The organism is Streptomyces sp. NPDC101151, from assembly GCF_044768335.1.
GTDB lineage: Bacteria > Actinomycetota > Actinomycetes > Streptomycetales > Streptomycetaceae > Streptomyces.
Genome location: NZ_JBIWPP010000003.1, coordinates 16,603 through 40,185, shown reverse-complemented (window position 1 = coordinate 40,185; position 23,583 = coordinate 16,603). Strand labels below are relative to the sequence as shown.

Here is a 23,583-nt window from a genome sequence, read left to right as displayed (position 1 = left end):
CCGCATGACCGGAACGCCCATCAAAGCACTCGACGGCATCCGCGTCCTGGACATGACGCACGTCCAGTCCGGGCCCTCCGCCACCCAGCTGCTCGCCTGGCTCGGCGCCGACGTCGTCAAGCTGGAGGCGCCGACCGGCGACATCACCCGTGGGCAGCTGCGGGACCTGCCTGACGTCGACTCGCTGTACTTCACGATGCTCAACTGCAACAAGCGCAGCATCACGCTCAACACCAAGACCGACCGCGGCAAGGACATCCTCACCGAGCTGATCCGGCGCTCGGACGTCATGGTCGAGAACTTCGGCCCGGGCGCGGTCGACCGCATGGGATTCACCTGGGACCGCGTCCAGGAGATCAACCCTCGGATCGTCTATGCCTCCATCAAGGGGTTCGGGGACGGCCCGTACACCGACTTCAAGGCGTACGAGGTCGTCGCACAGGCCATGGGCGGGTCGATGTCGACCACCGGCTTCGAGGACGGGCCGCCGCTCGCGACCGGCGCCCAGATAGGGGACTCGGGGACGGGTGTGCACGCCGTGGCGGGGATACTCGCGGCGCTGTTCCAGCGGGAGAGGACCGGGCGTGGGCAGCGGGTCAACGTGGCCATGCAGCACGCCGTGCTCAACCTGTGCCGGGTGAAGCTGCGCGACCAGCAACGCCTGACGCACGGGCCGCTCGCCGAATACCCCAACGAGGACTTCGGCGACGAGGTCCCCCGCTCGGGCAACGCGTCCGGCGGCGGCCAGCCGGGCTGGGCGGTCAAGTGCGCGCCCGGCGGCCCGAACGACTATGTGTACGTCATCGTCCAGCCCGTCGGCTGGAAACCCCTCAGCGCACTCATCGGCCGGCCCGAACTCGCCGACGACGCCGAGTGGGCGACCCCTCGGGCCCGGCTGCCGAAGCTGAGCAAGATGTTCCAGCTGATCGAGGAGTGGTCGTCGACGCTCCCCAAGTGGGAGGTCCTGGAGAGGCTGAACGCGCACAACATCCCGTGCGGGCCGATCCTTTCCACCAAGGAGATCATCGAGGACGCCTCGCTCGCCGCCAACGAGATGGTGGTGCGCGTCCCGCACCCCGAGCGCGGCGAGTTCGTCACTGTGGGCAGCCCGCTCAAGCTCTCCGACTCCCCCGTCGAGGTGACCGGTTCACCCCTGCTCGGCGAGCACAACGAAGAGGTCTACATCGGCGAACTGGGCCTCGGCGACGAGGAGCTGCGCCTGCTGAAGTCGAACGGAGTGATCTGACGTGATGGCCGAAGACCGGGTGCTGAGGGTGCGGTCGCTCCTCGACTCCGTGCGCGCCGAGGGCCGCAGCGCGCTGACCGCGCCCGAGGGCAAGGTGATCGCCGACGCGTACGGGATCGCCGTACCGGGCGAGGAGCTGGCCAGGGACGTGGATGCGGCGGTGGCCGCGGCGGCTCGCTTCGGGGGGCCCGTCGTGATGAAGATCGTCTCGCCGGACATCCTGCACAAGACCGACGCCGGCGGAGTGGTCGTCGGGGTGGAGGGCGCGACCGAGGTGCGGGCCGCGTTCTGCCGGATCGTCGAGAACGCGCGGGCCTACGACGCCGCGGCCCGTATCGAGGGCGTCCAGGTGCAGGAGCTGCTGCCCGAGGGGCAGGAGGTCATCGTCGGCGCGGTCACCGATCCCACCTTCGGGAAGGTCGTGGCGTTCGGGCTCGGCGGAGTGCTGGTCGAGGTGCTGAAGGACGTGACGTTCCGCCTCGCGCCGGTGTCGGCCGACGAGGCGCTGTCGATGCTCGACTCCATACGGTCGGCGGAGATCCTGCGCGGGGTGCGCGGGCGGGCGGGCGTGGACCGGTGGGCGGTCGCCGAACAGATCCGGCGGGTGTCCCGACTGGTCGCGGACTTCCCGGAGATCGCGGAGGTGGATCTCAATCCGGTGGTCGCGACTCCCGAGGGCGCGATGGCCGCCGACATCCGGGTGATCCTCGCCGAGTCGCCGGCGCCGTCGCGTCGCCGGTATGCGCGCGAGGACATCCTGTCGACGATGCGCCGGCTGATGCAGCCCTCCTCCGTCGCCGTCATCGGCGCCTCCAACGAGCAGGGCAAGATCGGCAATTCGGTGATGCGCAACCTCGTCGACGGCGGATTCTCCGGGGAGATCCATCCGGTGAACCCCAAGGCCGATGACATCCAGGGCCGCAAGGCGTACAAGAGTGTCACGGACGTTCCCGGTGAGGTGGATGTGGCCGTCTTCGCCATCCCCGCCAGGTTCGTGGCCTCGGCCCTGGAAGAGGTGGGACGCAAGAAGATCCCCAACGCCGTCCTCATCCCCTCCGGTTTCGCGGAGACCGGCGAGCACGAACTCCAGGCGGAGATCGTGCGGATCGCCGAGCGGCACGGCGTCCGCCTCCTCGGCCCGAACATCTACGGCTACTACTCCACCTGGCACGACCTGTGCGCCACGTTCTGCACGCCCTACGACGTCAAGGGCCCGGTGGCGCTGACCTCGCAGTCCGGCGGCATCGGCATGGCCATCCTGGGCTTCGCCCGCACCACGAAGACGGGTGTGTCGGCGATCGTCGGCCTCGGCAACAAGTCGGACCTGGACGAGGACGACCTGCTGACCTGGTTCGGCGAGGACCCGCACACCGAGTGCATCGCCATGCACCTGGAGGACCTCAAGGACGGGCGGGCGTTCGTGGAGGCGGCACGCGCGACCGTGCCGAAGAAGCCGGTCGTGGTGCTGAAGGCCGGTCGCACGGCGGCGGGCGCGAAGGCGGCCGGTTCGCACACCGGGGCACTCGCGGGCGACGACGCGGTGTACGACGACATCCTCAGGCAGGCGGGCGTCATCCGGGCGCCGGGCCTGAACGACATGCTGGAGTACGCCCGCGCCCTCCCCGTCCTGCCCGCCCCCAAGGGCGACAACGTGGTGATCATCACCGGCGCGGGCGGCAGCGGCGTGCTGCTGTCCGACGCGGTGACCGACAACGGGCTGTCCCTGATGGAGATCCCGCCCGATCTGGACGAGGCCTTCCGCCGGTTCATCCCGCCGTTCGGGGCGGCCGGCAACCCGGTGGACATCACCGGGGGCGAGCCGCCGTCGACGTACGAGGCGACGATCCGGCTGGGGCTGGAGGATCCGCGGATCCATGCGCTGGTGCTCGGCTACTGGCACACGATCGTCACCCCGCCGATGGTGTTCGCCGAGCTGACCGCTCGCGTGGTCGCCGAGTTCCGCGAACGGGGCATCGAGAAGCCTGTCGTGGCCTCCCTCGCCGGGGACGTCGAGGTCGAGGAGGCCTGCCAGTACCTCTACGAGCGAGGGGTCGTGGCGTATCCGTACACGACCGAGCGGCCGGTCGCCGTGCTCGGCGCGAAGTACCGGTGGGCGCGGGCGGCCGGCTTGTTGGGGGGCGGTTCATGAGGTGAGTGAGGAGGGGCCGGCCGGCGGTGCGCGTCGGCCGGCCCCGGGACCCGTGCGCGCACGAAAGGCATTGGACAGGGGGCGCTGGCCAGAGCTTTCGACGCAAGGGGTGCAGCCACACCATGGAAACCACCGATCCACCCGCCTCCCTCCTGTGCAGGGAGGTGAGGGACCGCAAGGGCCGCGTGTACCGGGTCGGCGAGAGCGACGTCGACATCATGGGCCGCAGCCGCATCTGGATGGTCGTCCTGCCCTGGCTGGGCTTGACGGGCGTCACCTGTGCCGCGTACGCGTTCGTCGCCGCGCGGGACGGTCTTCGTGACGCCCACCAGGGGGGCGGAGACCTCTTCTGGCCGGCCGGCCTGTGGGCGTTGTGCCAGGCCGCCGTCGCCCTTCCCGCCGGGCTGCTGCGGGAGAGCCGCCGCCTGCCCGCCCGCACGGCCGTCCTGACCGGCGCGTTCGGCATCCTGCTCGGGTATCTCGCGCTCGCGTTCGCACCGAACCTCCCGGTCGCCTGTCTGGGCTTCGGCGTGCTCGGCGGCGTCGGCGCCGGACTGGTCCACGCGACCTGTCTGACCCTGCCCGGCAAGTGGTATCCCGAGCGCCGTGGCGGCCCGACGGGCTTCGTGGCGAGCGGCTTCGCCTTCGGGGCCGTGCCGTTCCTTCCCGTCCTCGGCTCCGCGCTCGGCCGGGCGGACCACCGGATCCTGCTCGCCGCGACGGGGGCCGGGGTAAGCCTCGTGGTGGCGTCGGCCGGCTGGTTCTTCCGGGACCCGCCGAAGAACTGGTGGCCGCCGCACATCGACCCGCTCAGGGTGCCCGCCGATCCGGTCGCACGGCGTGCAAGGGAGAAGAACCCGCCCGCCGTGCGCCAGTACACCCCCGCGGAAGCCGCCCGCACCCCGGTGCTGTGGCCCATGTGGCTCTGTCTGCTGGGCGCGGCCGGCGTCACCGCCCTCGGCATCCGCTTCCTGGTGCCGTTCGGCCGGGAGGCAGGGTTCACCGCCCAGGCCGTGCGGACGGCGGTGGCCCTGGCCGTCACGGCCGGAGCCGGGCTGGGAGCGGTCGGTGCGCTCTCCGACCGCATCGGGCGGCGCAGCACCGTGATCGCGGCCTGTCTGGTGCTGGGAATCGCGCAGTTCGGGGTGCTGGCCGCGGGCGGGGCCGGCAGCGTCCCGCTCTTCCTCGGCTGCGCGGCGGCCGCCGGGCTCGCCGGCGGCGCGGTCCTTGCGCTGGTCACCGCGCTGGCCGCGGACCACTTCGGCGAGAACCACAGCGCGAGCGTCTACGGGCTGGTCGCCGGTTCCCTGGTCGTCGCCGTGCTCGCCGGCTTCGGCACGGCAGCCGGCTCCCCCGGCGCCCTGCACCCTCACGGCGCCTTCGTCCTGGCGGGCTGCACCGGGCTCGCCTGCGCCGTGCCGGCGCTCTTCCTCAAGGCTCCGGGCCGACCGAGCGCCCGGCACATCGTCCCCAATCCGCACCCCCTCGGCGAGGAGATGGCCTGACATGACGGCAGATCCCACAACAAGGAACACTCCGGCCGGCCCCGGCACGCCGAACCGCCCGTACCGCGAAGTGACCGACGCCCGGGGCCGGGTCTACCGCATCGGCGAGACCGACCGGGACATCCTCGGCCACTCCCGCAAGTTCATGGTGTACCTCCCCTGGATCTCCATGATGGCCATCAGCGTCTCCGAGTACGCCTACGGATCGGCGGAGGACACCCTGTCGTCGGCCCATGGCTGGACCCAGAGCAACACCTTCTGGATCCTGAGCGTCTGGGTCTTCTTCCAGGCGGGCATCGCCTTTCCGGCCGGCTGGCTGCGCGAGCGGGGCATTCTCACCGCGCGCCGGGCCATGTACATAGGCGCCGCGATGTGCCTGCTCGGCTTCCTGGCCCTCGCCCACCTCGACAACGTACTGCTGGCCGTCTGCGGCTTCGGCGTGGTGGGCGGTGTCGGCTCCGGGCTGATCTACGCGACGTGCATCAACATGGTCGGCAAGTGGTTCCCGGAGCGGCGCGGCGCCAGGACCGGCTTCGTCAACGGGGGCTTCGCCTACGGCTCCCTGCCCTTCATCTTCATCTTCAACTACGCCTTCGACACCGGAAACTACGACGAGGTGCTCGACCTGATCGGCGTCTACGTACTGATCGCGGTCGCGGTCTGTGCGTTCTTCTTCAAGGATCCGCCGAAGAACTGGTGGCCGGCCGACGTCGACCCGTTGTCGCACTCCGGGAACGGCAAGAGCGCGGCGAGTCTGGCGAAGAACCCTCCGGCGGTACGCCAGTTCACGCCCAAGGAGGCCATCAGGACCGGCATGCTCCCGCTGATGTGGATCACGGTCGTCATGACCGCCGGAGTGTCGATCTTCGGGATCTCCTTCCAGGTCGACTTCGCCAAGGACGTCGGCTTCGGTCCCCTGGTCGCGGCCTCCTCGATGGGCGTCATGGCCGTCATCAACGGCGTGGGCCGCGCCGTGGTCGGATGGCTGTCCGACCTGTGGGGCCGCAAGACGACGCTCGTGTTCGTCATCGTGGTCCTCGGGCTCGCCCAGTTCGGCGTCATCTGGGCCGGTGACATGAAGAACGAGTGGCTGTTCCTGTTCTTCGCCTTCCTCTCCGGCTTCGGCGGCGGCGCCTTCTACCCGATGTTCGCCGCACTGACCCCGGACTACTTCGGCGAGAACTACAACGCCACCAACTACGGCCTGGTGTACAGCGGCAAGCTGGTCAGCGGCCTGTTCGGCGGCGGCCTCGGCTCGATGGTGGTCGGTGCCTGGGGCTACAACGGCGCCTACGCCCTGGCCGGCGGCGTCTCGATGGTGGCGGCGGCGATCGCCCTGCTGCTGCGGCAGCCGGGCCGGGCCGGCGGGACGGGGGTACCGGCCGTGGAGCCGCAGCCGGCCTCCTGACGGCCTGCCACAACTCCGCTCGCCCCAGGCGGTGTTCCCCCTCTGCGGTCTGCTCACCGATCGCTGGAGGGGGAACACGGCATGGACGGGCGCATCCGGCTCGCGACAGGCCCGGCCGAAGAGACGGGCCGCCCGACCCGGGCAGGACTCGCCCTCACCGCATGGCGGCTGCTCGAGGACCGAAGCCCACCGCAACCGGTCCGCCGTCGCCGCTCAGGTCGCGTTCCGCTCGTGGTACGAGCGCCGGGTGTGCTCCGTGTGCTCGCGCATCAGGTGGGTGGCGCGCTGCTCGTCACGGTCCGCGATCGCGGTGATCAGTCCGCGGTGCTCGATCCACGACTGCCGGCCTCGCTGCCGGGCCACCGGCGTGTAGTACCAGCGCACCCGGCGGTCGACCTGGGCGGCCAGTTCACCGAGAACCGTGTTGCCCGCCAGGTCCATCACCTTGGCGTGGAAGGCCGCGTTGAGAGCGACCGCACGGTCCACGTCCTCGGCCGCGACCGCCTTCTCGCCCTCGGCGCACAGCGCCTCCAGCGCCTCGATGCCCGCCTTGTCGGCGTTCTGGGCCGCGAGCCGGGCCGCCTCCGCCTCCAGGAGGGTGCGGACCGTCAGGAGCTGGTCGGCCTCCTCCTGGGTGGGCTCGTGGACGAACGCGCCCTGCGCGGGCCGCAGGTCGACCCAGCCTTCGGTGTTCAGCCGCTGCAGCGCCTCGCGCACCGGCTGCCGGGACACGCCCAGGTGTCCGGCGAGTTCGCTCTCCACGAGGTGCTGGCCGGGCTGCAGGGCGCGGGTGGTGATCAGTTCGAGCAGCGCCTCGTAGACACGGTCGCGCAAGGGTCCGGGCCGTTCCAGCTTGGGCACGGCCCCCTGCGGCAGTCCGGTCGACAACATCGCGGTCCCCCTCCTCGGCTGGCAGCCGTCCACAGCGGGCTGTGTGCGGTACACGGTGGACTGCCCACTATGGATTGTCTTTCGTCTACAGTCTACGGTGCACAAAAGCCAGAGGTAGCGGGAGTTGAACGCGTCACGCCGCCCCGCGCGCCCCCGCGGACGGTTTCACGGGCGCCCCGTGCGCCCCCCGGAGGGTTTCAAGGTCGCCCCGCGCTCCCCCGCAAACGGCTTCACGGGCACCGCACGACCTGCCCGGCGTACGACAGGTTGCCGCCGAAGCCGAACAGCAGGGCCGCGTCGCCGCTGCGGACCGCGCCCTGTTCGATCAGCTTGGACAGGGCGAGCGGGATGCTGGCCGCGGAGGTGTTCCCCGATTCCGTGACATCGCGGGCGATCACCGCGTTGACGGCGCCGATCTTGCCGGCGAGGGGCTCGATGATGCGCAGATTGGCCTGGTGCAGGACGACCGCGGCAAGGTCGGCGGGGTCGATGCCGGCCTTCTCGCAGGCGCGCCGGGCGATGGGCGGCAGCTGGGTGGTGGCCCAGCGGTAGACGCTCTGCCCCTCCTGGGCGAACCGGGGCGGGGTGCCCTCGATGCGCACCGCGTTGCCCATCTCCGGCACCGATCCCCACAGCACCGGTCCGATCCCGGCCTCCTGCCCCGGCGCGCACGCCTCGACCACGGCGGCCCCGGCCCCGTCGCCGACCAGGACGCAGGTGGTGCGGTCGCTCCAGTCGGTGACCTCGGACATCTTGTCGGCGCCGATGACGAGCGCCCGGGTCGCGGCGCCCGCCCGGACCGTGTGGTCGGCGGTGGCGAGAGCGTGGGTGAAGCCGGCGCAGACGACGTTCACGTCCATCGCGGCCGGCTGCGGGATGCCGAGGCGCGCGGCCACCCGGGCGGCGGTGTTCGGGGAACGGTCGACGGCGGTGGACGTGGCCACCAGCACCAGGTCGATGTCCGTGGCCGTGAGCCCGGCGGCGGCCAGGGCCTTGGCCGCGGCGTGTGCGGCGAGTTCGTCGACCGGTTCGTCCGGCCCCGCGATGTGCCGGGTCCGGATGCCCACCCGGCTGCGGATCCACTCGTCACTGGTGTCGACCATGCCTGCCAGCTCGTCGTTGGTGAGCACCTTCGCAGGCTGGTAGTGACCAATGGCGGCGATGCGCGTGCCGTGCATGTCGTGGGTCCCCTCGGTGGTGCCGTGAGTAGCGGGATCCACCAGTCTGATCAGTGACTCGCGGGTACGACGGCAGGTGAAGCCACAGGAATCGGGCGCCCGAGTTGTCGGCTTCCCTCAGACCCTCGGACGCCCGAGCACTCACCCCGTGAACAGCTGCGTCGCCTTCTGCACGAGTTCGTACAGCCCGTAGGCGAGGGGTGCTCCGACCCACAGCCAGGCCAGGGCGATCAGGCCCCGTCGGCTAGGCGGGCTGCTGTCGCTGGGCATCTGCGGCCTCCCTCTGGGCGGGGACGTGGTGACGGGCGTGGACCGGACGGACGAGTTCGTTGGCGGCGAAGCCGACGACGAGCAGGCCGATCATGATGCCGAACGACAGCCCGTACAGCGACGAGCCGTGCTTGCCGGCGGCCTCCTGCCGGTCGGCGATCCAGTTGACGATCAGCGGGCCGAGCACCCCGGCCGTGGACCAGGCGGTGAGCAGCCGGCCGTGGATGGCACCGACCTGGTACGTGCCGAAGAGGTCCTTCAGATAGGCGGGGATCGTCGCGAAGCCGCCGCCGTAGAAGGAGAGGATCACCAGCGCGCACAGCACGAACAGCGGCTTCGACGTGTCCCCGAACAGGGCGATCAGCAGGTACGTCACCGCGCCGACGCCGAGATAGACGCGGTAGATGTTCTTGCGTCCGATCAGGTCGGAGGTGGAAGACCAGCCGATCCGGCCGGCCATGTTGGCCGCCGACAGCAGGGCGACGAAGCCGGCGGCCGCCGAGACCGACACCGGGGTGGAGCTGTCCGCGAAGAAGTCCGTGATCATCGGCGCGGCCTTCTCCAGGATGCCGATGCCGGCGGTCACGTTCATGCACAGGACCACCCACAGGCACCAGAACTGCGGGGTGCGCACGGCGCTGCGGGCGGACACCTGCACGCCGTCGACGACGCTCGGCCCGCTCGCGCTCGCCGCTGGCTCCTCCGCACGTGGCACGCGCACCAGGAGCACGCCGAGCGTCATGAAGAGGGCGTACGACAGCCCGTGCACCAGGAACGCGAGGGCGATCCCGGTGTGGCCGGTGCCGAACGACTCGAGCATCTGAGCCGACCAGGGCGAGGCGATCAGCGCGCCACCGCCGAAGCCCATGATGGCGATGCCGGTGGCCATGCCCGGCCGGTCCGGGAACCACTTGATGAGGGTGGAGACGGGCGAGATGTAACCGATGCCGAGGCCGATCCCGCCGACGAAGCCGTAACCGAGGACGATCAGCCAGTACTGCTTCGTCTCGGCGCCGAGCGCGGAGATCAGGAAGCCGGAGGAGAAGCAGACGAGGGCCACGGTCATGGCCCAGCGCGGGCCGTTGCGCTCGACCAGCGTGCCGCCGAACGCGGCCGACAGCCCGAGCATCACGATCGCCAGCTGGAAGGGCAGTGCGCTCTGGGTGCCGTCGAGATGCAGTGCGGACTCGAGGGGCGGCTTGAACACGCTCCAGGCGTAGGCCTGGCCGATGGACAGATGGGCGGAGAGGGCAGCGGGCGGGACGAGCCAGCGGCTCCAGCCCGGGGGTGCCACAGGGGGGCTGCTCATGACTCCCGGACGGTAGGGCGGGGCGCGGGAGTTGAGAAGACGCCGCGTCGACCGTATGCGGTGAACGGTATGCGGAATGCGTTCAACGGTCGGCGCGCGACCCCTTGCTGCCCCCCTCTCCATACTGTAGACAATATTTCGTCGACAGGATTCGGCTCCTCCTCCCCCACCTCCGCGGTATCCCTCAAACCGAACGGAGCGTTCCCGTGAAAGTCGCAGTCCTCGGCGCCGGTGCGATCGGCGCCTACGTCGGTGCCGCGCTCCACCGCGCGGGCGCCGATGTGCACCTCATCGCCCGTGGACCGCATCTCGCGGCCATGAGGCAGTACGGAGTACGCGTGCTCAGCCCGCGCGGCGACTTCACCGCGCACCCCCGGGCCACCGACGACCCGACCGGGGTCGGACCGGCCGATTTCGTCTTCCTGGGCCTGAAGGCCAACGCGTACGCGGCATGCGGGCCGCTGATCAAGCCGCTGCTGCACGAGCGGACGGCGGTGGTGGCCGCACAGAACGGCATCCCCTGGTGGTACTTCCACCGGCACGGCGGCCCCTACGACGGTCACCGCGTCGAGAGCGTCGACCCGGGCGGCGCGGTCAGCGCCGTCCTCGCGCCAGAACGGGCCGTCGGCTGCGTCGTCTACGCGGCGACCGAACTGCAGTCCCCCGGTGTCGTACGGCACTTGGAAGGCACCCGGTTCGCCATCGGCGAGCCCGACCGCAGCGTCTCGGCGCGCTGTCTGGACTTCAGCGAGGCGATGAAGGCCGGCGGCCTGAAGTGCCCGGTGGAACAGGACCTGCGCGGCGACATCTGGGTCAAGCTGCTCGGCAACATCTCCTTCAACCCGATCAGCGCGCTGGCCCGCGCCACGATGCGGCAGATGTGCCTGCACGGCGGCACCCGCCGGGTCATCGAGACGATGATGCGCGAGACCCTCGCCGTCGCCGAGGCGCTCGGCTGCGAGGTCGGGGTCTCCGTCGAACGGCGGCTCGCGGGCGCGGAACGCGTCGGCGACCACCGCACCTCGACGCTCCAGGACCTGGAGCGCGGCAAACCGCTGGAACTCGACGTGCTGCTCGCGGCCGTCGTTGAACTCGCGGAGATCACCGGCGTTCCGGTGCCCACCCTGCGCACCGTGCACGCCATCTCGGACCTGCTCGCCCTGAGGAGCGCCGCATGAGGAAACGGCAGCCCAAGACCTACACCCGGCTCACTCATCCCCTGGTGCGGGACTCCCGCGACGAGCCGTTCCGGCGGGCGAGCTGGGAGGAGGCGCTGGACCGTGCCGCGCGGGGGCTGCGGCGGAACCGGGACGCGTTCGGGATGTTCTCCTGCGCCCGCGCCACCAACGAGATGAACTATGTGGCGCAGAAGTTCGCCCGGGTCGTGATGGGCACCAACAACGTCGACTCCTGCAACCGGACATGTCACGCCCCGAGCGTCGCGGGCCTGTCGGCCGCCTTCGGTTCCGGCGGCGGCACGTCGTCGTACGAGGAGATCGAGCACACCGACGTCATCGTGATGTGGGGGTCCAACGCCCGCTTCGCGCACCCGATCTTCTTCCAGCATGTACTGAAGGGCATCCGCAACGGCGCCCGGATGTACGCGGTCGACCCGCGCCGGACGTCCACCGCCGAGTGGGCCGAGAGCTGGCTCGGGCTGAACGTCGGCACCGACATCCCGATGGCGCACGCGATCGGCCGGGAGATCATCCACGCGGGCCTGGTCGACGAGGCGTTCGTCCAGCGGGCCACCTCGGGGTTCGAGGAGTACCGCAAGCTGGTCGAACCGTGGACGCTGTCGCTCGCGGAAACGGTGACCGGCGTGCCGGCCCGTGCCGTACAGGAGCTGGCGCACGCCTACGCCCGCGCCGAGCGGGCCCAGCTGTGCTGGACGCTCGGCATCACCGAGCACCACAACGGCACCGACAACGTGCGCGCGCTGATCAACCTGTGCCTGCTGACCGGCCATGTCGGCCGGTACGGCTCCGGTCTGCAGCCGCTGCGCGGGCAGAACAACGTGCAGGGCGGCGGCGACATGGGCGCGATCCCCAACCGGCTGCCCGGCTTCCAGGACATCCTCGACGCCGACGTCCGGCTGAAGTTCGAGTCGGCCTGGGACACCGTCATCCAGCCGCACTACGGACTGAATCTGACAGAGATGTTCGAGGCGATGGAGGAGGGCTCGCTGCGGGCGGTGTACTGCATCGGGGAGAACCCTGCGCAGTCGGAGGCCGACAGCGAGCAGGCCGTACGGCGGCTCGGCGCGCTGGACTTCCTCGTCGTGCAGGACATCTTCCTGACGAAGACGGCCGAGTCGGCGGACGTGGTGCTGCCGGCGACCGCCGGGTGGGCGGAGACGGAGGGCACGACCACCAACAGCGAGCGGCGGGTGCAACGGGTGCGCCGTGCCGTGACCCCGCCCGGCGAGGCCCGTGAGGACATCGACATCATCTGTGAGCTGGCGGCCCGGCTCGGCCACGACTGGAAGTACGCCGACGCACGGGCCGTGTGGAACGAGCTGCGGTCGGTGTCCCCGGACCACTACGGGATGACGTACGAGCGGCTGGAGGAGCACCAGGGCATCCAGTGGCCGTGCCCGAGCACCCAGCGGCTCGAACCCACCTATCTGCACGGCCGGTTGTGGGAGCCGGACCCCGAGAGGCGCGGGATTCCGGCGCCGTTCGGGCTGGTGCAGCACGATCCGCCGGTGGACCTCACGGACGAGGAGTACCCGATCCGGCTCACCACCGGCCGGCGCCTGGACTCGTACAACACCGGTGTGCAGAGCGGTGGTTTCGCCTCTCCGCTGCGGCGCGGCGAGTACGTCGAGCTGTGCCCGGAGGACGCCGAGCGGTACGGGGTCGTCGTCGGTGAGGAGGTGCGGGTGTCCTCGCGGCGCGGCTCGGTGCTGGCGCCGGTGTGGGTCGACACCGCGCTCCGGCCCGGCCTCGCCTTCATGACCATGCACTTTCCCGACGAGGTGGACACCAACCAGCTGACGATCGAGGCGAACTGCCCGATCGCGGGCACGGCGGAGTTCAAGGCGTCGGCGATCCGGATCGAGAAGCTCCCGGCCGTGACGTACGTGAGGTGATGGCGTGGATCTGCACTTCGGCGACAGCAAGCCGACGGACGAGGAACGGGCCGCCGTCGACGCGTTGCTGGGCCCCCCGGAGTCGTCCTGGGAGGGCGCCGACCGAACGGATGCCGACCTGAGGTGGGCGCGTGGCGGCCGTGCGGCCCGCGACCGGCGCGAACTGCTGCTGCCGGGGCTGCACGCGATCAACGACCGGATCGGCTGGATCAGCGAGGGCGCCCTCGACTACCTGTGCCGGCGGCTGACCGTGCCGCCGGCGGAGGCGTACGGCGTGGCCTCCTTCTACGCGATGTTCTCGCTGAGGCCGCGCCCCGCGACCGTCCTGCACGTCTGCACGGACCTGGCCTGCACGGCCGCCGGCGCGGGCGAGCTGTGTGCCGGGATCGAGTCGCGGCTCGGCCCGGACAGCGGGGTGAGCGTCGAGCGCGGCCCCTGTCTGGGCCTGTGCGAGCGCGCCCCCCGCCGCCCTGGCGATCCGGGCGGGCGATCCGGTGCGTACGGCCGTGTCGGCGCCGGCGGCCGCCGAGGCGGCCGTGCACGCGGCGAGCGTGCCGGACGCGGCGCCCGAGGAGCCGCCGGCGGGGGCGGCCGTGCCCCAGGCGGGCGATCCGTCGCTGGTGCTGCTGCGCCGGGTCGGCGTGGTGGATCCGTCCTCGCTGGACGACTACCGGGCGCACGGCGGCTACACGGCCCTGCGGCGGGCCTTCGAGCTGGGTCCCGCCGGGGTGATCCGGGAGATCACCGACTCGGGGCTGGTCGGGCGCGGCGGCGCGGCCTTTCCCACCGGCCGCAAGTGGCAGGCCACGGCGTCCCAGCCGGACCGTCCGCACTACCTGGTGTGCAACGCCGACGAGTCCGAACCGGGCACCTTCAAGGACCGGGTGCTGATGGAGGGCGACCCGTACGCGCTCGTGGAGGCGATCACGATCGCGTCGTACGCGATATCCGCACACCGGGCCTTCGTGTACATCCGCGGGGAATACCCGCGCGCCCTTCACCGTCTGCGGCATGCGGTCGACCGGGCCCGCGCCCGCGGGCTGCTCGGCGAGGACATCCTCGGCCAGGGCTACCGCCTGGACATCGAGATCCGGCGCGGGGCCGGCGCCTACATCTGCGGCGAGGAGACCGCTCTGTTCAACTCCATCGAGGGCCACCGGGGCGAGCCCCGGTCCAAGCCGCCGTTCCCGGTGGAGAAGGGCCTGTTCGGCAGGCCCACGGTCGAGAACAATGTGGAGACGCTGGTCAACGTGCTCCCGGTCCTGACGATGGGGGCACCGGCGTACGCGGCGATCGGCACCGGGCGGTCCACCGGCCCCAAGCTGTTCTGCGTGTCGGGCAGCGTGGCGCGGCCCGGCGTGTACGAGCTGCCGTTCGGTACGACGCTCGGCGAGCTGCTGAGGCTGGCCGGCGTGCGGGACCGGTTGCGGGCGGTGCTGCTGGGCGGCGCCGCCGGCGGGTTCGTACGGCCCGACGAACTCGGCATCCCGCTCACCTTCGAAGGCACCCGGGAGGCCGGGACCACGCTGGGCTCGGGCGTGGTCATGGCCTTCGACGACACCGTGCCGCTCCCGCGCCTGCTGCTGCGCATAGCCCAGTTCTTCCGTGACGAGTCCTGCGGGCAGTGCGTGCCGTGCCGGGTCGGGACGGTCCGGCAGGAGGAGGCGCTGCACCGGATCGTGGAGCGCACGGGCGCCGGGGCCGCCGACGACATCGCCCTGCTGCGCGAGGTGGGCCGGGCGATGCGGGACGCCTCGATCTGCGGTCTGGGGCAGACCGCGTGGAACGCCGTCGAATCCGCCATCGACCGTCTGGGGGCGTACGAATGACCGTCACACCGCTGGGGATCCCGCGCCGTCTGCTGGAGTTCACGATCGACGGCGAGCAGGCCCGGGTCCCGGAGGGCTCGACCGTCCTGGACGCGTGCCGGGCGGCGGGCAAGGACATCCCGACCCTGTGCCAGGGCGACACGCTGCGTCCGAAGAACGCCTGCCGGGTGTGCGTGGTGGAGGTGGAAGGGGCGCGGACGCTCGTGCCGGCCTGCTCGCGCAGGGCCGAGCCGGGGATGGAGGTCCGTACGGACACGGAGCGGGCCCGGCACAGCCGGAAGATCGTGCTGGAGCTGCTGGCCTCCTCGGTCGACTTGTCGACCACCCCGAGGGCCGCCGAGTGGATCAAGGAGTACGAGGCGAAGCCGGATCGGTTCGGCCCGGACGCGGCCCGGCTGAACGAGGAGCCGAGGGTCGACAACGAGCTGTATGTGCGCGACTACGACAAGTGCATCCTGTGCTACAAGTGCGTCGACGCGTGCGGCGACCAGTGGCAGAACTCCTTCGCGATCTCGGTGGCCGGGCGCGGCTTCGACGCGCGGATCGCCGTCGAGCACGATGCGCCGCTCACCAACTCCGCCTGCGTGTACTGCGGGAACTGCGTCGAGGTGTGTCCGACGGGGGCGCTGTCGTTCAAGTCGGAGTTCGACATGCGGGCGGCGGGTACCTGGGACGAGTCACGGCAGACGGAGACGACCACGGTGTGCGCATACTGCGGAGTGGGCTGCAACCTCACGCTCCATGTGCAGGACAATGAGATCGTCAAGGTCACCTCACCGCACGACAACCCGGTGACCCACGGCAACCTCTGCATCAAGGGCCGTTTCGGCTACCAGCACGTACAGAACCGGGGCTGATCAGGACATGGGACGAGTCACGGAACGACGAAAGGTCCTCCGCATCCGGGACGGGGCCGTCTCCACCCGGCCGGACACCCTCGTCGCCGAGGAACCCCTGGAGATCAGGCTGAACGGGAAGCCGCTCGCGATCACCATGCGCACGCCGGGAGACGACTTCCCGCTGGCGGCGGGGTTCCTGGTGAGCGAGGGCGTGCTGGCCGCCACGGAGGATCTGCAGAACATCGTCTATTGCGCGGGCGCGACGGCCGACGGCTCGAACACCTACAACGTGGTCGACGTGCGGACCGCGCCGGGCGTCGCCCTGCCGGAGTTCACCCTGGAGCGGAACGTCTACACCTCCTCCTCGTGCGGCCTGTGCGGCAAGGCCAGCCTGGACGCCGTACGCACGACCGCCCGCTGGCCGATCGCCGACACTCCCCCGGTCCGGGTCACCCCCGAGCTGCTCGCGAGCCTCCCCGACAGGCTGCGCGCGGCCCAGCGGGTGTTCGACCGGACCGGGGGTCTGCACGCGGCCGCCCTCTTCACGGAGGACGGGGAGCTGCTGGACATACGGGAGGACGTGGGCCGGCACAACGCGGTCGACAAGCTGGTCGGGCGGGCGCTGCAGGACGGGCGGCTGCCGTTGTCCCGGACGATCCTGCTGGTCTCGGGCCGGGCCTCGTTCGAGCTGGTGCAGAAGGCCGTGATGGCGGGCCTCCCGGTGCTGGCCGCGGTGTCCGCGCCGTCGTCGCTGGCGGTGGACCTGGCCCTGGAGACGGGTCTGACCCTGGTGGGATTCCTGCGGGGCAGCTCGATGAACGTGTACGCGGGCGAGGACCGCGTCGCCCTGCGGGCCACGGCCGCCCAGGGCTGACCGGTTCCCCGCGGCACGGCGGCGGGGCCCCGACCGGCGGGGAGCGCCCCCTGCGCCGCGGGGCCCCGCCTCAGTCGCGTCCGGCCGCCTCGCCCGCCAGTGCCGCGACCTCGGCGAACGCGGCGATCAGCGGTGAGTGCCGGCCGGCCGCCCAGGCCAGCAGGACCTGGTCGGGTTCGGCGTCGGTGACGGGTACGTAGCTGATGTCCGGACGGGAGTACTGCTCGGCGACCGAGCGCGGGACGAGTGTGATGCCGGTGCCCGCGGCCACGCATTCGAATTTCTCCTCGATGGTACGGATCGGCAGGTCGCCGGGGAGGGGATCGGAGTAGCGGAGCCAGGTCTCGGCCTCGAGGTCGGCGAGGGACAGCTCCTGCTTCCCGGCGAGCCGGTGGCCGTCCGGGAGCATCGCCACACGGGGCTCGCCGTACAGGGGGCGCAGTTCCAGTCCGTCCTCCTGGACGGGCCGTCGTACGTAGGCGACGTCGACGGTGCCGTCGAGGATCAGCCGCTCCTGGTCGTCCCATTCGATCCGGCGGGCGTGGCCCTCCACGTCGGGGTGGGTGGCCCAGAAGGCGCGCAGGGCGTGGGTGACGACGACGCCGGCGCGGAAGCCGACGACGAGCCGCCCGGTCCCGCGCGCGGCCCGCAGGACGCGGCGCCGGGTCCCGTCGGCCGAGTCGAGCAACTGTCGCCCGTCGTCGAGGAGTTGCCGCCCGGCTTCGGTCAACGACACGCCATGGCTGTCGCGTACGAACAGATCGGCGCCCAAGTCCTTCTCCAGCGCCCTGATCTGACGACTGAGGACGGGTTGGGCGATGTGCAGCCGTTCGGCGGCACGGCCGAAGTGGAGCAGTTCGGCCACCGCAACGAAATAGCGGACCTTCCGCAGATCCAGGTCCATGGCTGCCCCTTCCGTCGTACAGGTGGCGATACCTCCAGGGTATCGCCGTCGGCGAAAGAGGTCTTGGACGGGCGGGTCCTCACAGCCGCAGGCTGGAAAGCGTCCGAACGAGGTGGAACACCGGCTTGGAGAGGGACTTCCCATGGATCTGCAGGGACAGCGTGTCGTCGTCATCGGGGGTACGTCGGGCATCGGGTTCGCGGTCGCCGAGGGCGCTGCGCGGGCGGGTGCCGAGGTGGTGGTCGCCTCGCGCCGGCAGGAGAGCGTGGACGCGGCGCTGAAGCGGCTGCCGGACAGCGCCGAGGGGCATGTGCTGGACGCGACGGACGAGGCGTCGGTACGCGGCTTCTTCGAGCGGATCGGCGGTTTCGACCACCTGGTGTACACGGCCGGCGAGTCGTTGCTGCTGGAGAGCCTGGCCGAGACGGATCTCGTGCGGGCCCGGCGGTTCCTGGACACACGGCTGTGGGGTGCGTACTCGGCGGTCAAGTACGGCGCCGACTCGATTCGCGAGGGCGGTTCGGTGGTGCTGACCACCGGGACGGCGGGGCGGCGGCCGATGCCGGGGACGACCGCCGCGGCGGCGCTGTGCGGGGCGATGGAGTCCCTGACCCGGGCGCTGGCCCTGGAGCTGGCGCCGGTTCGGGTGAACGTGGTCTCGCCCGGTCTGGTGCGCACCGACCTGTGGCGGGAGCTGCCGCAGGTCGAGCGGGAGGGGCTGTTCCGCTCGTCCGCCGAGTCGCTCCCGGTGGGGCGGGTCGGCGAGCCGGCGGATGTGGCGGAGGCGTACCTGTATCTGATGCGCGGCGGCTACAGCACCGGTTCGGTGGTTCTCGTGGACGGGGGCGGGGCGCTGGTGTGAGGGGTCAGCCGGCCGCGAGGCGTACCTGGGAGGCGGTCACGACGGTTCCCAGCCTCGGGAAGTCGAGCCTGACCGAGGCCTCGTGCTCGGCGGCGGTGAACGCGGCCATGGCGTCCTCGACGAAGACGAGGTCGTAGCCGAGGTCGGCGGCCGCGCGGGCGGTGGATTCGACGCCGAGGTTGGTGGCGATGCCGCCGAACAGCAGGGTGCGGATGCCGCGTTCGCGCAGCCGCTCGTCCAGGCCCGTGCCGTGGAAGCCGCCGATGGTGCGTTTGACGATCTCCAGGTCGCCGTCCCTGCGCAGTCCCGCCGCCAGCCCGCTGCCGGGCGGCTGCTCGGCGACCGTGGGCCTCTCGACCCGGATCAGGACGACGAGCGCGCCGGCGGAGCGGAAGGTGGTCGCCAACTGCTCGGCGGTGGCCAGCACTTCGGTGCCTTTGCGGGGTTCAAGGGGCAGCGCGACGATGCGGTCCATCAGGTCGACGAGGACGAGGGCGGTGCGCTGCGGATCGAGCACGGAAGCTGCGGTCATGACGGAACGTTAGCCGCGATCAGCCGTCCGTGCCGGAAATCCGGATCAACAGGCCCATGAACTGATCGCGTTCTGCTGTCGACAGAGGGGCCAGGAGTTCGTCGTTGGCCTCCCGGGCGGCCTTCTCGCAGCGGGTGAGCAGGCGGGCGCCGTCGTCCGTGAGGGAGACCGCGTTCTTGCGCCGGTCCTTGGGGTCGGGGGCGCGCACGACGAGGCCGGCGGCCTGCAGATCGTTGAGGACGCCGACCAGGTCCTTGGGGTCGAGGCCGACACCGCGACCGAGGTCGGCCTGGGCGACGGGGGCGAGGTCACGGACGGCGGAGAGGACCACGTGGTGCCACATCTTCAGGCCTTCGGCCGCCAGGGCGGCGGCGACCAGGGCGCGGCCGCGGGCGGCGGCCCGGCCGAGGAGCCAGCTGGGCAGGGCACGGATCGCGGGGAGGGGTGCTTCGGCCATACCGGCAGCCTACCGAAGAATCATTGGACACCCCAATGAACCTTCAGTACCGTTGGGGCCCCCAATGAATTCATGGGTGTTCCCAACGGTCCGCCGGGTGCTGCCCGGCCTTTGGAGGTTGCGATGCGTCGCGTTCGATACGAGTCCACCGGCGGGCCCCTGCTCCTGGAGGAGGCTCCGGTCCCCGAGCCGGCGGCCGGCGAATTGCTGGTGCGCTGCGAGGCGGTCGGCGTCACCCTGCCCGTCGTCCGCAAGGTCGCCGAGGCCGCCGAGCCGATCGCACTGGGCGGGGAGCTCGCCGGCGAGGTGGTGGCGGTCGGTGAGGGCGTGACCCGCTTCCGCACCGGCGACCGGGTCACCGGGCTGTGCTTCGGACACGGGTACGCCGACTTCGCCGTGCTGCACGAGACCATGGCCTCGCCCGTGCCCGAGAAGGCGACCGCCGTCGACGCGGTCGCGCTGGTGCGCAGCGGGCTGGTGGCATACGGCGCACTGGAGGCGGCTCGCCCCGAACCGGGCGAGTCGGTGCTGGTCACGGCCGCGGCGAGCGGGGTCGGGCATCTCGCGGTGCAGCTGGCGCGGGCGCGGGGTGCCGGCCGGGTGGTGGGCGCCGTCTCCGATCCGGCCAAGGCGGACTTCGTGCGCTCGCTCGGCGCGGACGACTGCGTCCCCTACGGCGACGGCAGGTGGGGTGATCCCGTCGACTGTGTCCTGGATGCGGTCGGCGGCGACCTGCTCACCCCCGCTGTCGCCGCACTCGCCGCGCACGGCCGTCTGGTCGCCTACAGCTCGGGCGGCGGCACGGTCCAGGCCTACGACCTGCTGGTCGGCGCCAAGTCGGTGATCGGCTTCCAGATGGCGCTGATCGCCCGCGGCCGGCCGGAGCTGTACGAGCGGTGGCGGCACGAGCTGTGGCGGCTGTTCGCCGAGGGCACCCTGAGGCCCGCCGTGCACGGCGAGTTCGCGCTGGAGGACGCGGCGCAGGCGCACGAGGCGATCGAGACCCGGTCCAATCTCGGCAAGGTCGTCCTGCGCCCGTAGCCTTCGCCCGCTTCTTGTTCCGGTCTTGTTCTGCACGCTTCTTGTGGGGCTCCCGAGCCCCAACTACCGTCGACGGGACGGACGTTGGACGTGGGACGTCCGGATGTCCGGATGTCCGTCCCGCCGAAGGGCAGGTCGCAGCATGCCGTCAGGTCTTCGCGCCCGTCTCAGATCCGCACTGGTCACCGCCCTCACGGCAGCGGGGCTGCTCGTGCTGCCGCTCGCCTCCCCCCATCCCGCCCACGCCCAGCCGGCCGCCGGCACACCGGAGTTCGCACAGCAGATCCTCTTCAAGGCGTCCCAGGACCCCGGCTACGCCTGCTTCCGCATTCCTGCGATCGTGCGGTCGACCGACGGCACGCTGCTGGCGTTCGCCGAGGGCCGGGTCCTCAACTGCGGGGACGCGGCCGACATAGACATCGTGGTCAAGCGCTCCACCGACGGCGGCCGCACCTGGGGACCACTGCGGGTGGTCAACGAGGGCGCGGGCGACACCCACGGCAACCCGGCACCGATCGTGGACCGCGACACCGGCCGGATCTGGCTCGCCGAGACGTACAACACCGGGCGTACGGACAGCGCCGGCTGCTCGGTGCCCTGTGACCGCACCCCGCACCTCCAGTTCAGCGACGACGACGGACTGACCTGGTCCGAGCCGCGCGACCTGAGCCCCGAGATCCTGCCCGCCGACTGGAACTCCTGGTACGCGACCGGCCCCGTGCACGGCATCCAGCTCACGCGTGGCCGCTACGCCGGCCGGCTGGTCTTCGGCGTCAACACCGAGACGTGGGACGGCAGCCGGGTCACCGCCAACCACGCCGCGCTCATCGTCAGCGACGACCACGGCGGGCACTGGCGGATCGGCGCCACCGACACCTGGCCGATCGCCGCCGACGGAACCTTCCGGCAGAAGCCGTCCGAAGTCACCCTGACCGAACGCACGGACGGCTCGGTCCTGGTCAGCGGCCGTGAGCAGGACGGCACCGACCTCGGACACCGCACCCAGGCGCTCAGCCGGGACGGCGGCAGCAGCTTCACCGCGCCCTTCCGCGACCTGCCGGACCTCTACACCCCGCAGGTGCAGGGCTCGATGCTGCGCCTGGGCGACCGCATCCTGCTCGCCTGCCCCGCCGACCCCGACCGGCGGCGCACCATGATGATCCGCTCCTCCTACGACGGCGGCCGTACCTGGGACAGCGTGGACCGCGGCACGGTCGTCACCACGGACTGGTCCGGCTACTCCGACCTGGTGCGAGCCGACCACGACACGGTGGGCCTGATGTACGAGGGCGGGGCGGTCGACGCGCGCGACGAGATCCGCTTCGCCCGTTTCACCGAGGACTGGCTCGCCCCGCGCCGGGGCCCCGACCCGCGTACCGCCGACCTCGCCCGGCACGCCCGCCCGGCCGCGGTGCTCGGCGGCGCCGAGGAGACGGACGGTGTGTCCGGCGGGGCGCTGGAGTTCGACGGCACCGACGACGCCGTCCGCCTGCCCTACCGCCCCGGGCTTCCGCTCGGCAGCGGGGACTTCACCGCGTCGCTGTGGTTCCGGTACGCGGCCACGACCGGGGAGCAGCCGCTGCTGTGGATGGGGGGCATCGGCACCAGTCAGCCGCAGGTGTGGGTGCGCGGCGAGCCCGCGAACAACCGCATCCAGGGCCTCATCACCGTCCGCAACGGTGCGGCCGCTCCGCAGACCGCATTCGTGCGTACGGCCACCGCGTACAACGACGGCCAGTGGCACCACCTGGTCCTGCGCCGGGGCGCCGACGGGCTCTCGCTGTCCGTCGACGGTACGCGGTCCGGCGTCGGCGATGTGCCGGGCTCCGTCAGCCGCAACTCACCCTTCGGGGTGCACATCGGCCAGCGCATGGACAGCCGGGCCTTCTTCACCGGCGCGATCGACGAGGTCCGTGTCTGGGACCGCGCCCTCACCGACGAGGAACTGTCCGACCCGAAGGTGCTGCGGTCCGCGAAGGACACCGTGCTGTGGCTGCCCCTCGACCGGGTCCGCGGCTGACCGGCGGCCGACGCCCGGCGTGCCTCAGCGGGAGCCGGTGCCGACCGCGGTGCGTGACCCCGTGGCCGGCCCGGCCGGTTCCTCGGCGGCCTCCGGGTCGTGGGAGCGCCGCTTGGCGATGACCGCGCAGACCATCAGCTGCATCTGGTGGAAGAGCATCAGCGGCAGTACGGCCAGCGAGGCATGGGCGCCGAACAGGACGCTCGCCATGGGCAGCCCGGAGGCGAGCGACTTCTTCGACCCGGCGAACTGGATGGCGATCCGGTCCTCCCGGCCGAAGCCGAGCGCCCTGCCGCCGTACCAGGTCAGGACGAGCATCAGGGCCAGCACGGCGGCCTCGACGACGAGCAGTGCGGCCAGCCGGACGGGGCTGACCTGGTGCCAGATGCCCTGGGTCATGCCCTCGCTGAAGGCGGTGTAGACGACCAGCAGGATCGAGCCGCGGTCGACCAGACCGAGGACCTTCTTGTGCCGGGCGACGAAGCCGCCCGCCTGCCGCCCACCACCACCCTGCTCGACGCGCTTCGCGCGGCCCCTTCTGACTCCGCAGTATCGGGTCAGCTGCCCGGCGAGGAACGGCACCAGCAGCTGGAGCACGATCTTCACCACGGAGTCGGCGGAGAACCCGCCGCTGTTGCTGCCCAGCAGCGCGGCGGCCAGCAGCGGGGTGACGACGATGCCGACCAGGGAGGAGAACGAGCCGGCACAGATGGCGGCAGGCACGTTTCCCCGGGCGATCGAGGTGAAGGCGATCGACGACTGGATCGTGGACGGCACCAGGGTGAGGAACAGCAGGCCCTGGTACAGCGGCTGGGTCAGCATCACCGGCACCAGGCCGCGGGCGGCGAGGCCGAGCAGCGGGAAGACGACGAAGGTGCAGGCGAGGACGGTGATGTGGAGCCGCCAGTGCCGCAGGCCGTCCACGGCCTCGCGGGTGGAGAGCCGGGCGCCGTAGAGGAAGAACAGAAAGGCGATCGCGGCCGTGGAGGCCCAGGAGGCGACGTCGGCGCCGACGCCGCGGGCCGGGAAGAGCGCCGCGAGACCCACCGTGCCGAGCAACAGCACGATGTAGGGGTCGATCGGCATCCAGCTCGGCCAGCGCAGGCGTTTCACGGTGCTCCACTTGCAGGTCGTCACGTGCGTGCACGGGCCCGAAGGGCCCCCTCCATCGTCCT

General features: G+C 71.5%; 19 protein-coding genes and 1 pseudogene. 12 read left to right on the top strand and 8 right to left on the bottom strand.

Annotated elements, in window-relative coordinates:
- The first annotated feature begins 4 nt into the window (after positions 1-4).
- The 4 genes from frc (at position 5) to ACIRU3_RS06020 (ending at position 6,308) form a co-directional block, all read left to right on the top strand.
- Complete coding sequence (frc, locus tag ACIRU3_RS06035; RefSeq protein WP_404052003.1) at positions 5-1,246, top strand: formyl-CoA transferase; 1,242 nt, start codon at positions 5-7, stop codon at positions 1,244-1,246.
- Positions 1,247-1,250: 4 nt separating this feature from the next.
- The gene (locus tag ACIRU3_RS06030) at positions 1,251-3,395 is read left to right on the top strand and encodes an acetate--CoA ligase family protein (protein WP_404053155.1); all 2,145 of its coding nucleotides are present in this window, start codon (positions 1,251-1,253) and stop codon (positions 3,393-3,395) included.
- 122 nt (positions 3,396-3,517) lie between these two features.
- On the top strand, positions 3,518-4,900 hold the full coding sequence (locus ACIRU3_RS06025; RefSeq protein ID WP_404052001.1) for an MFS transporter: 1,383 nt from the start codon (positions 3,518-3,520) through the stop codon (positions 4,898-4,900).
- A gap of 1 nt (position 4,901) precedes the next feature.
- Positions 4,902-6,308 (top strand): OFA family MFS transporter, encoded by a 1,407-nt coding sequence (locus tag ACIRU3_RS06020; protein ID WP_404051998.1) that lies wholly within the window; start codon positions 4,902-4,904, stop codon positions 6,306-6,308.
- A 213-nt stretch (positions 6,309-6,521) separates the two neighbouring features.
- Here the strand turns inward: ACIRU3_RS06020 and ACIRU3_RS06015 are convergent, their stop codons facing one another.
- The 4 genes from ACIRU3_RS06015 to ACIRU3_RS06000 form a co-directional block, all read right to left on the bottom strand.
- Positions 6,522-7,199, bottom strand: a complete 678-nt coding sequence (locus ACIRU3_RS06015) for a GntR family transcriptional regulator (RefSeq protein WP_404051995.1) — start codon at positions 7,197-7,199, stop codon at positions 6,522-6,524.
- A 230-nt stretch (positions 7,200-7,429) separates the two neighbouring features.
- On the bottom strand, positions 7,430-8,377 hold the full coding sequence (locus ACIRU3_RS06010) for a beta-ketoacyl-ACP synthase III (protein ID WP_404051992.1): 948 nt from the start codon (positions 8,375-8,377) through the stop codon (positions 7,430-7,432).
- Positions 8,378-8,518: 141 nt separating this feature from the next.
- Positions 8,519-8,647: a hypothetical protein gene (locus tag ACIRU3_RS06005; RefSeq protein ID WP_404051990.1), complete on the bottom strand. Its 129-nt coding sequence runs from the start codon at positions 8,645-8,647 to the stop codon at positions 8,519-8,521.
- Positions 8,622-9,956 (bottom strand): OFA family MFS transporter, encoded by a 1,335-nt coding sequence (locus ACIRU3_RS06000; RefSeq protein WP_404051988.1) that lies wholly within the window; start codon positions 9,954-9,956, stop codon positions 8,622-8,624. Before ACIRU3_RS06000 ends, ACIRU3_RS06005 begins: the two co-directional genes overlap by 26 nt.
- A 206-nt stretch (positions 9,957-10,162) precedes the next feature.
- Here ACIRU3_RS06000 and ACIRU3_RS05995 point away from each other — a divergent pair, with 206 nt between their 5' ends.
- The 5 genes and pseudogenes from ACIRU3_RS05995 (at position 10,163) to fdhD (ending at position 16,592) form a co-directional block, all read left to right on the top strand.
- Positions 10,163-11,134, top strand: coding sequence for a 2-dehydropantoate 2-reductase (locus ACIRU3_RS05995; protein ID WP_404051985.1), 972 nt, complete (start codon positions 10,163-10,165; stop codon positions 11,132-11,134).
- Positions 11,131-13,050, top strand: coding sequence for a molybdopterin oxidoreductase family protein (locus tag ACIRU3_RS05990; RefSeq protein WP_404051982.1), 1,920 nt, complete (start codon positions 11,131-11,133; stop codon positions 13,048-13,050). The genes ACIRU3_RS05995 and ACIRU3_RS05990 overlap by 4 nt, the downstream gene beginning before the upstream one ends.
- Positions 13,051-13,054: 4 nt before the next feature.
- Positions 13,055-14,879: pseudogene (locus ACIRU3_RS05985) on the top strand (NAD(P)H-dependent oxidoreductase subunit E).
- Positions 14,876-15,736 carry a 2Fe-2S iron-sulfur cluster-binding protein gene (locus ACIRU3_RS05980; RefSeq protein ID WP_404051979.1) on the top strand — a complete coding sequence of 287 codons (861 nt, stop codon included), beginning with the start codon at positions 14,876-14,878 and terminating at the stop codon, positions 15,734-15,736. The pseudogene ACIRU3_RS05985 and the gene ACIRU3_RS05980 overlap by 4 nt, the downstream one beginning before the upstream one ends.
- Before the next feature lie 7 nt (positions 15,737-15,743).
- A complete protein-coding gene (fdhD, locus tag ACIRU3_RS05975) occupies positions 15,744-16,592 on the top strand; it encodes a formate dehydrogenase accessory sulfurtransferase FdhD (RefSeq protein WP_404051977.1) in 849 nt (282 codons plus the stop codon).
- A gap of 70 nt (positions 16,593-16,662) precedes the next feature.
- Here the strand turns inward: fdhD and ACIRU3_RS05970 are convergent, their stop codons facing one another.
- Positions 16,663-17,496: a LysR family transcriptional regulator gene (locus ACIRU3_RS05970; protein WP_404051974.1), complete on the bottom strand. Its 834-nt coding sequence runs from the start codon at positions 17,494-17,496 to the stop codon at positions 16,663-16,665.
- A 142-nt stretch (positions 17,497-17,638) separates the two neighbouring features.
- On the opposite strand from ACIRU3_RS05970, the gene ACIRU3_RS05965 reads away from it, so the two are divergent.
- Positions 17,639-18,358, top strand: a complete 720-nt coding sequence (locus ACIRU3_RS05965; RefSeq protein ID WP_404051971.1) for an SDR family oxidoreductase — start codon at positions 17,639-17,641, stop codon at positions 18,356-18,358.
- A 4-nt stretch (positions 18,359-18,362) separates the two neighbouring features.
- On the opposite strand, the gene ACIRU3_RS05960 is transcribed toward ACIRU3_RS05965, so the two are convergent.
- Entirely contained in the window at positions 18,363-18,890 is a 528-nt protein-coding gene (locus tag ACIRU3_RS05960) for an isochorismatase family protein (protein WP_404051968.1), read from the bottom strand.
- A 19-nt stretch (positions 18,891-18,909) separates the two neighbouring features.
- On the bottom strand, positions 18,910-19,347 hold the full coding sequence (locus tag ACIRU3_RS05955) for a MarR family winged helix-turn-helix transcriptional regulator (RefSeq protein WP_404051965.1): 438 nt from the start codon (positions 19,345-19,347) through the stop codon (positions 18,910-18,912).
- Positions 19,348-19,470: 123 nt separating this feature from the next.
- Here ACIRU3_RS05955 and ACIRU3_RS05950 point away from each other — a divergent pair, with 123 nt between their 5' ends.
- Together ACIRU3_RS05950 and ACIRU3_RS05945 are read left to right on the top strand one after the other, a co-directional pair.
- The gene (locus tag ACIRU3_RS05950) at positions 19,471-20,388 is read left to right on the top strand and encodes a zinc-binding alcohol dehydrogenase family protein (protein WP_404051963.1); all 918 of its coding nucleotides are present in this window, start codon (positions 19,471-19,473) and stop codon (positions 20,386-20,388) included.
- Between the two features lie 142 nt (positions 20,389-20,530).
- A complete protein-coding gene (locus ACIRU3_RS05945) occupies positions 20,531-22,408 on the top strand; it encodes an exo-alpha-sialidase (protein WP_404051961.1) in 1,878 nt (625 codons plus the stop codon).
- 24 nt (positions 22,409-22,432) lie between these two features.
- Here ACIRU3_RS05945 and ACIRU3_RS05940 read toward each other — a convergent pair whose 3' ends face one another.
- Positions 22,433-23,521 carry a bile acid:sodium symporter family protein gene (locus ACIRU3_RS05940; RefSeq protein ID WP_404051958.1) on the bottom strand — a complete coding sequence of 363 codons (1,089 nt, stop codon included), beginning with the start codon at positions 23,519-23,521 and terminating at the stop codon, positions 22,433-22,435.
- Positions 23,522-23,583 lie beyond the last annotated feature (62 nt).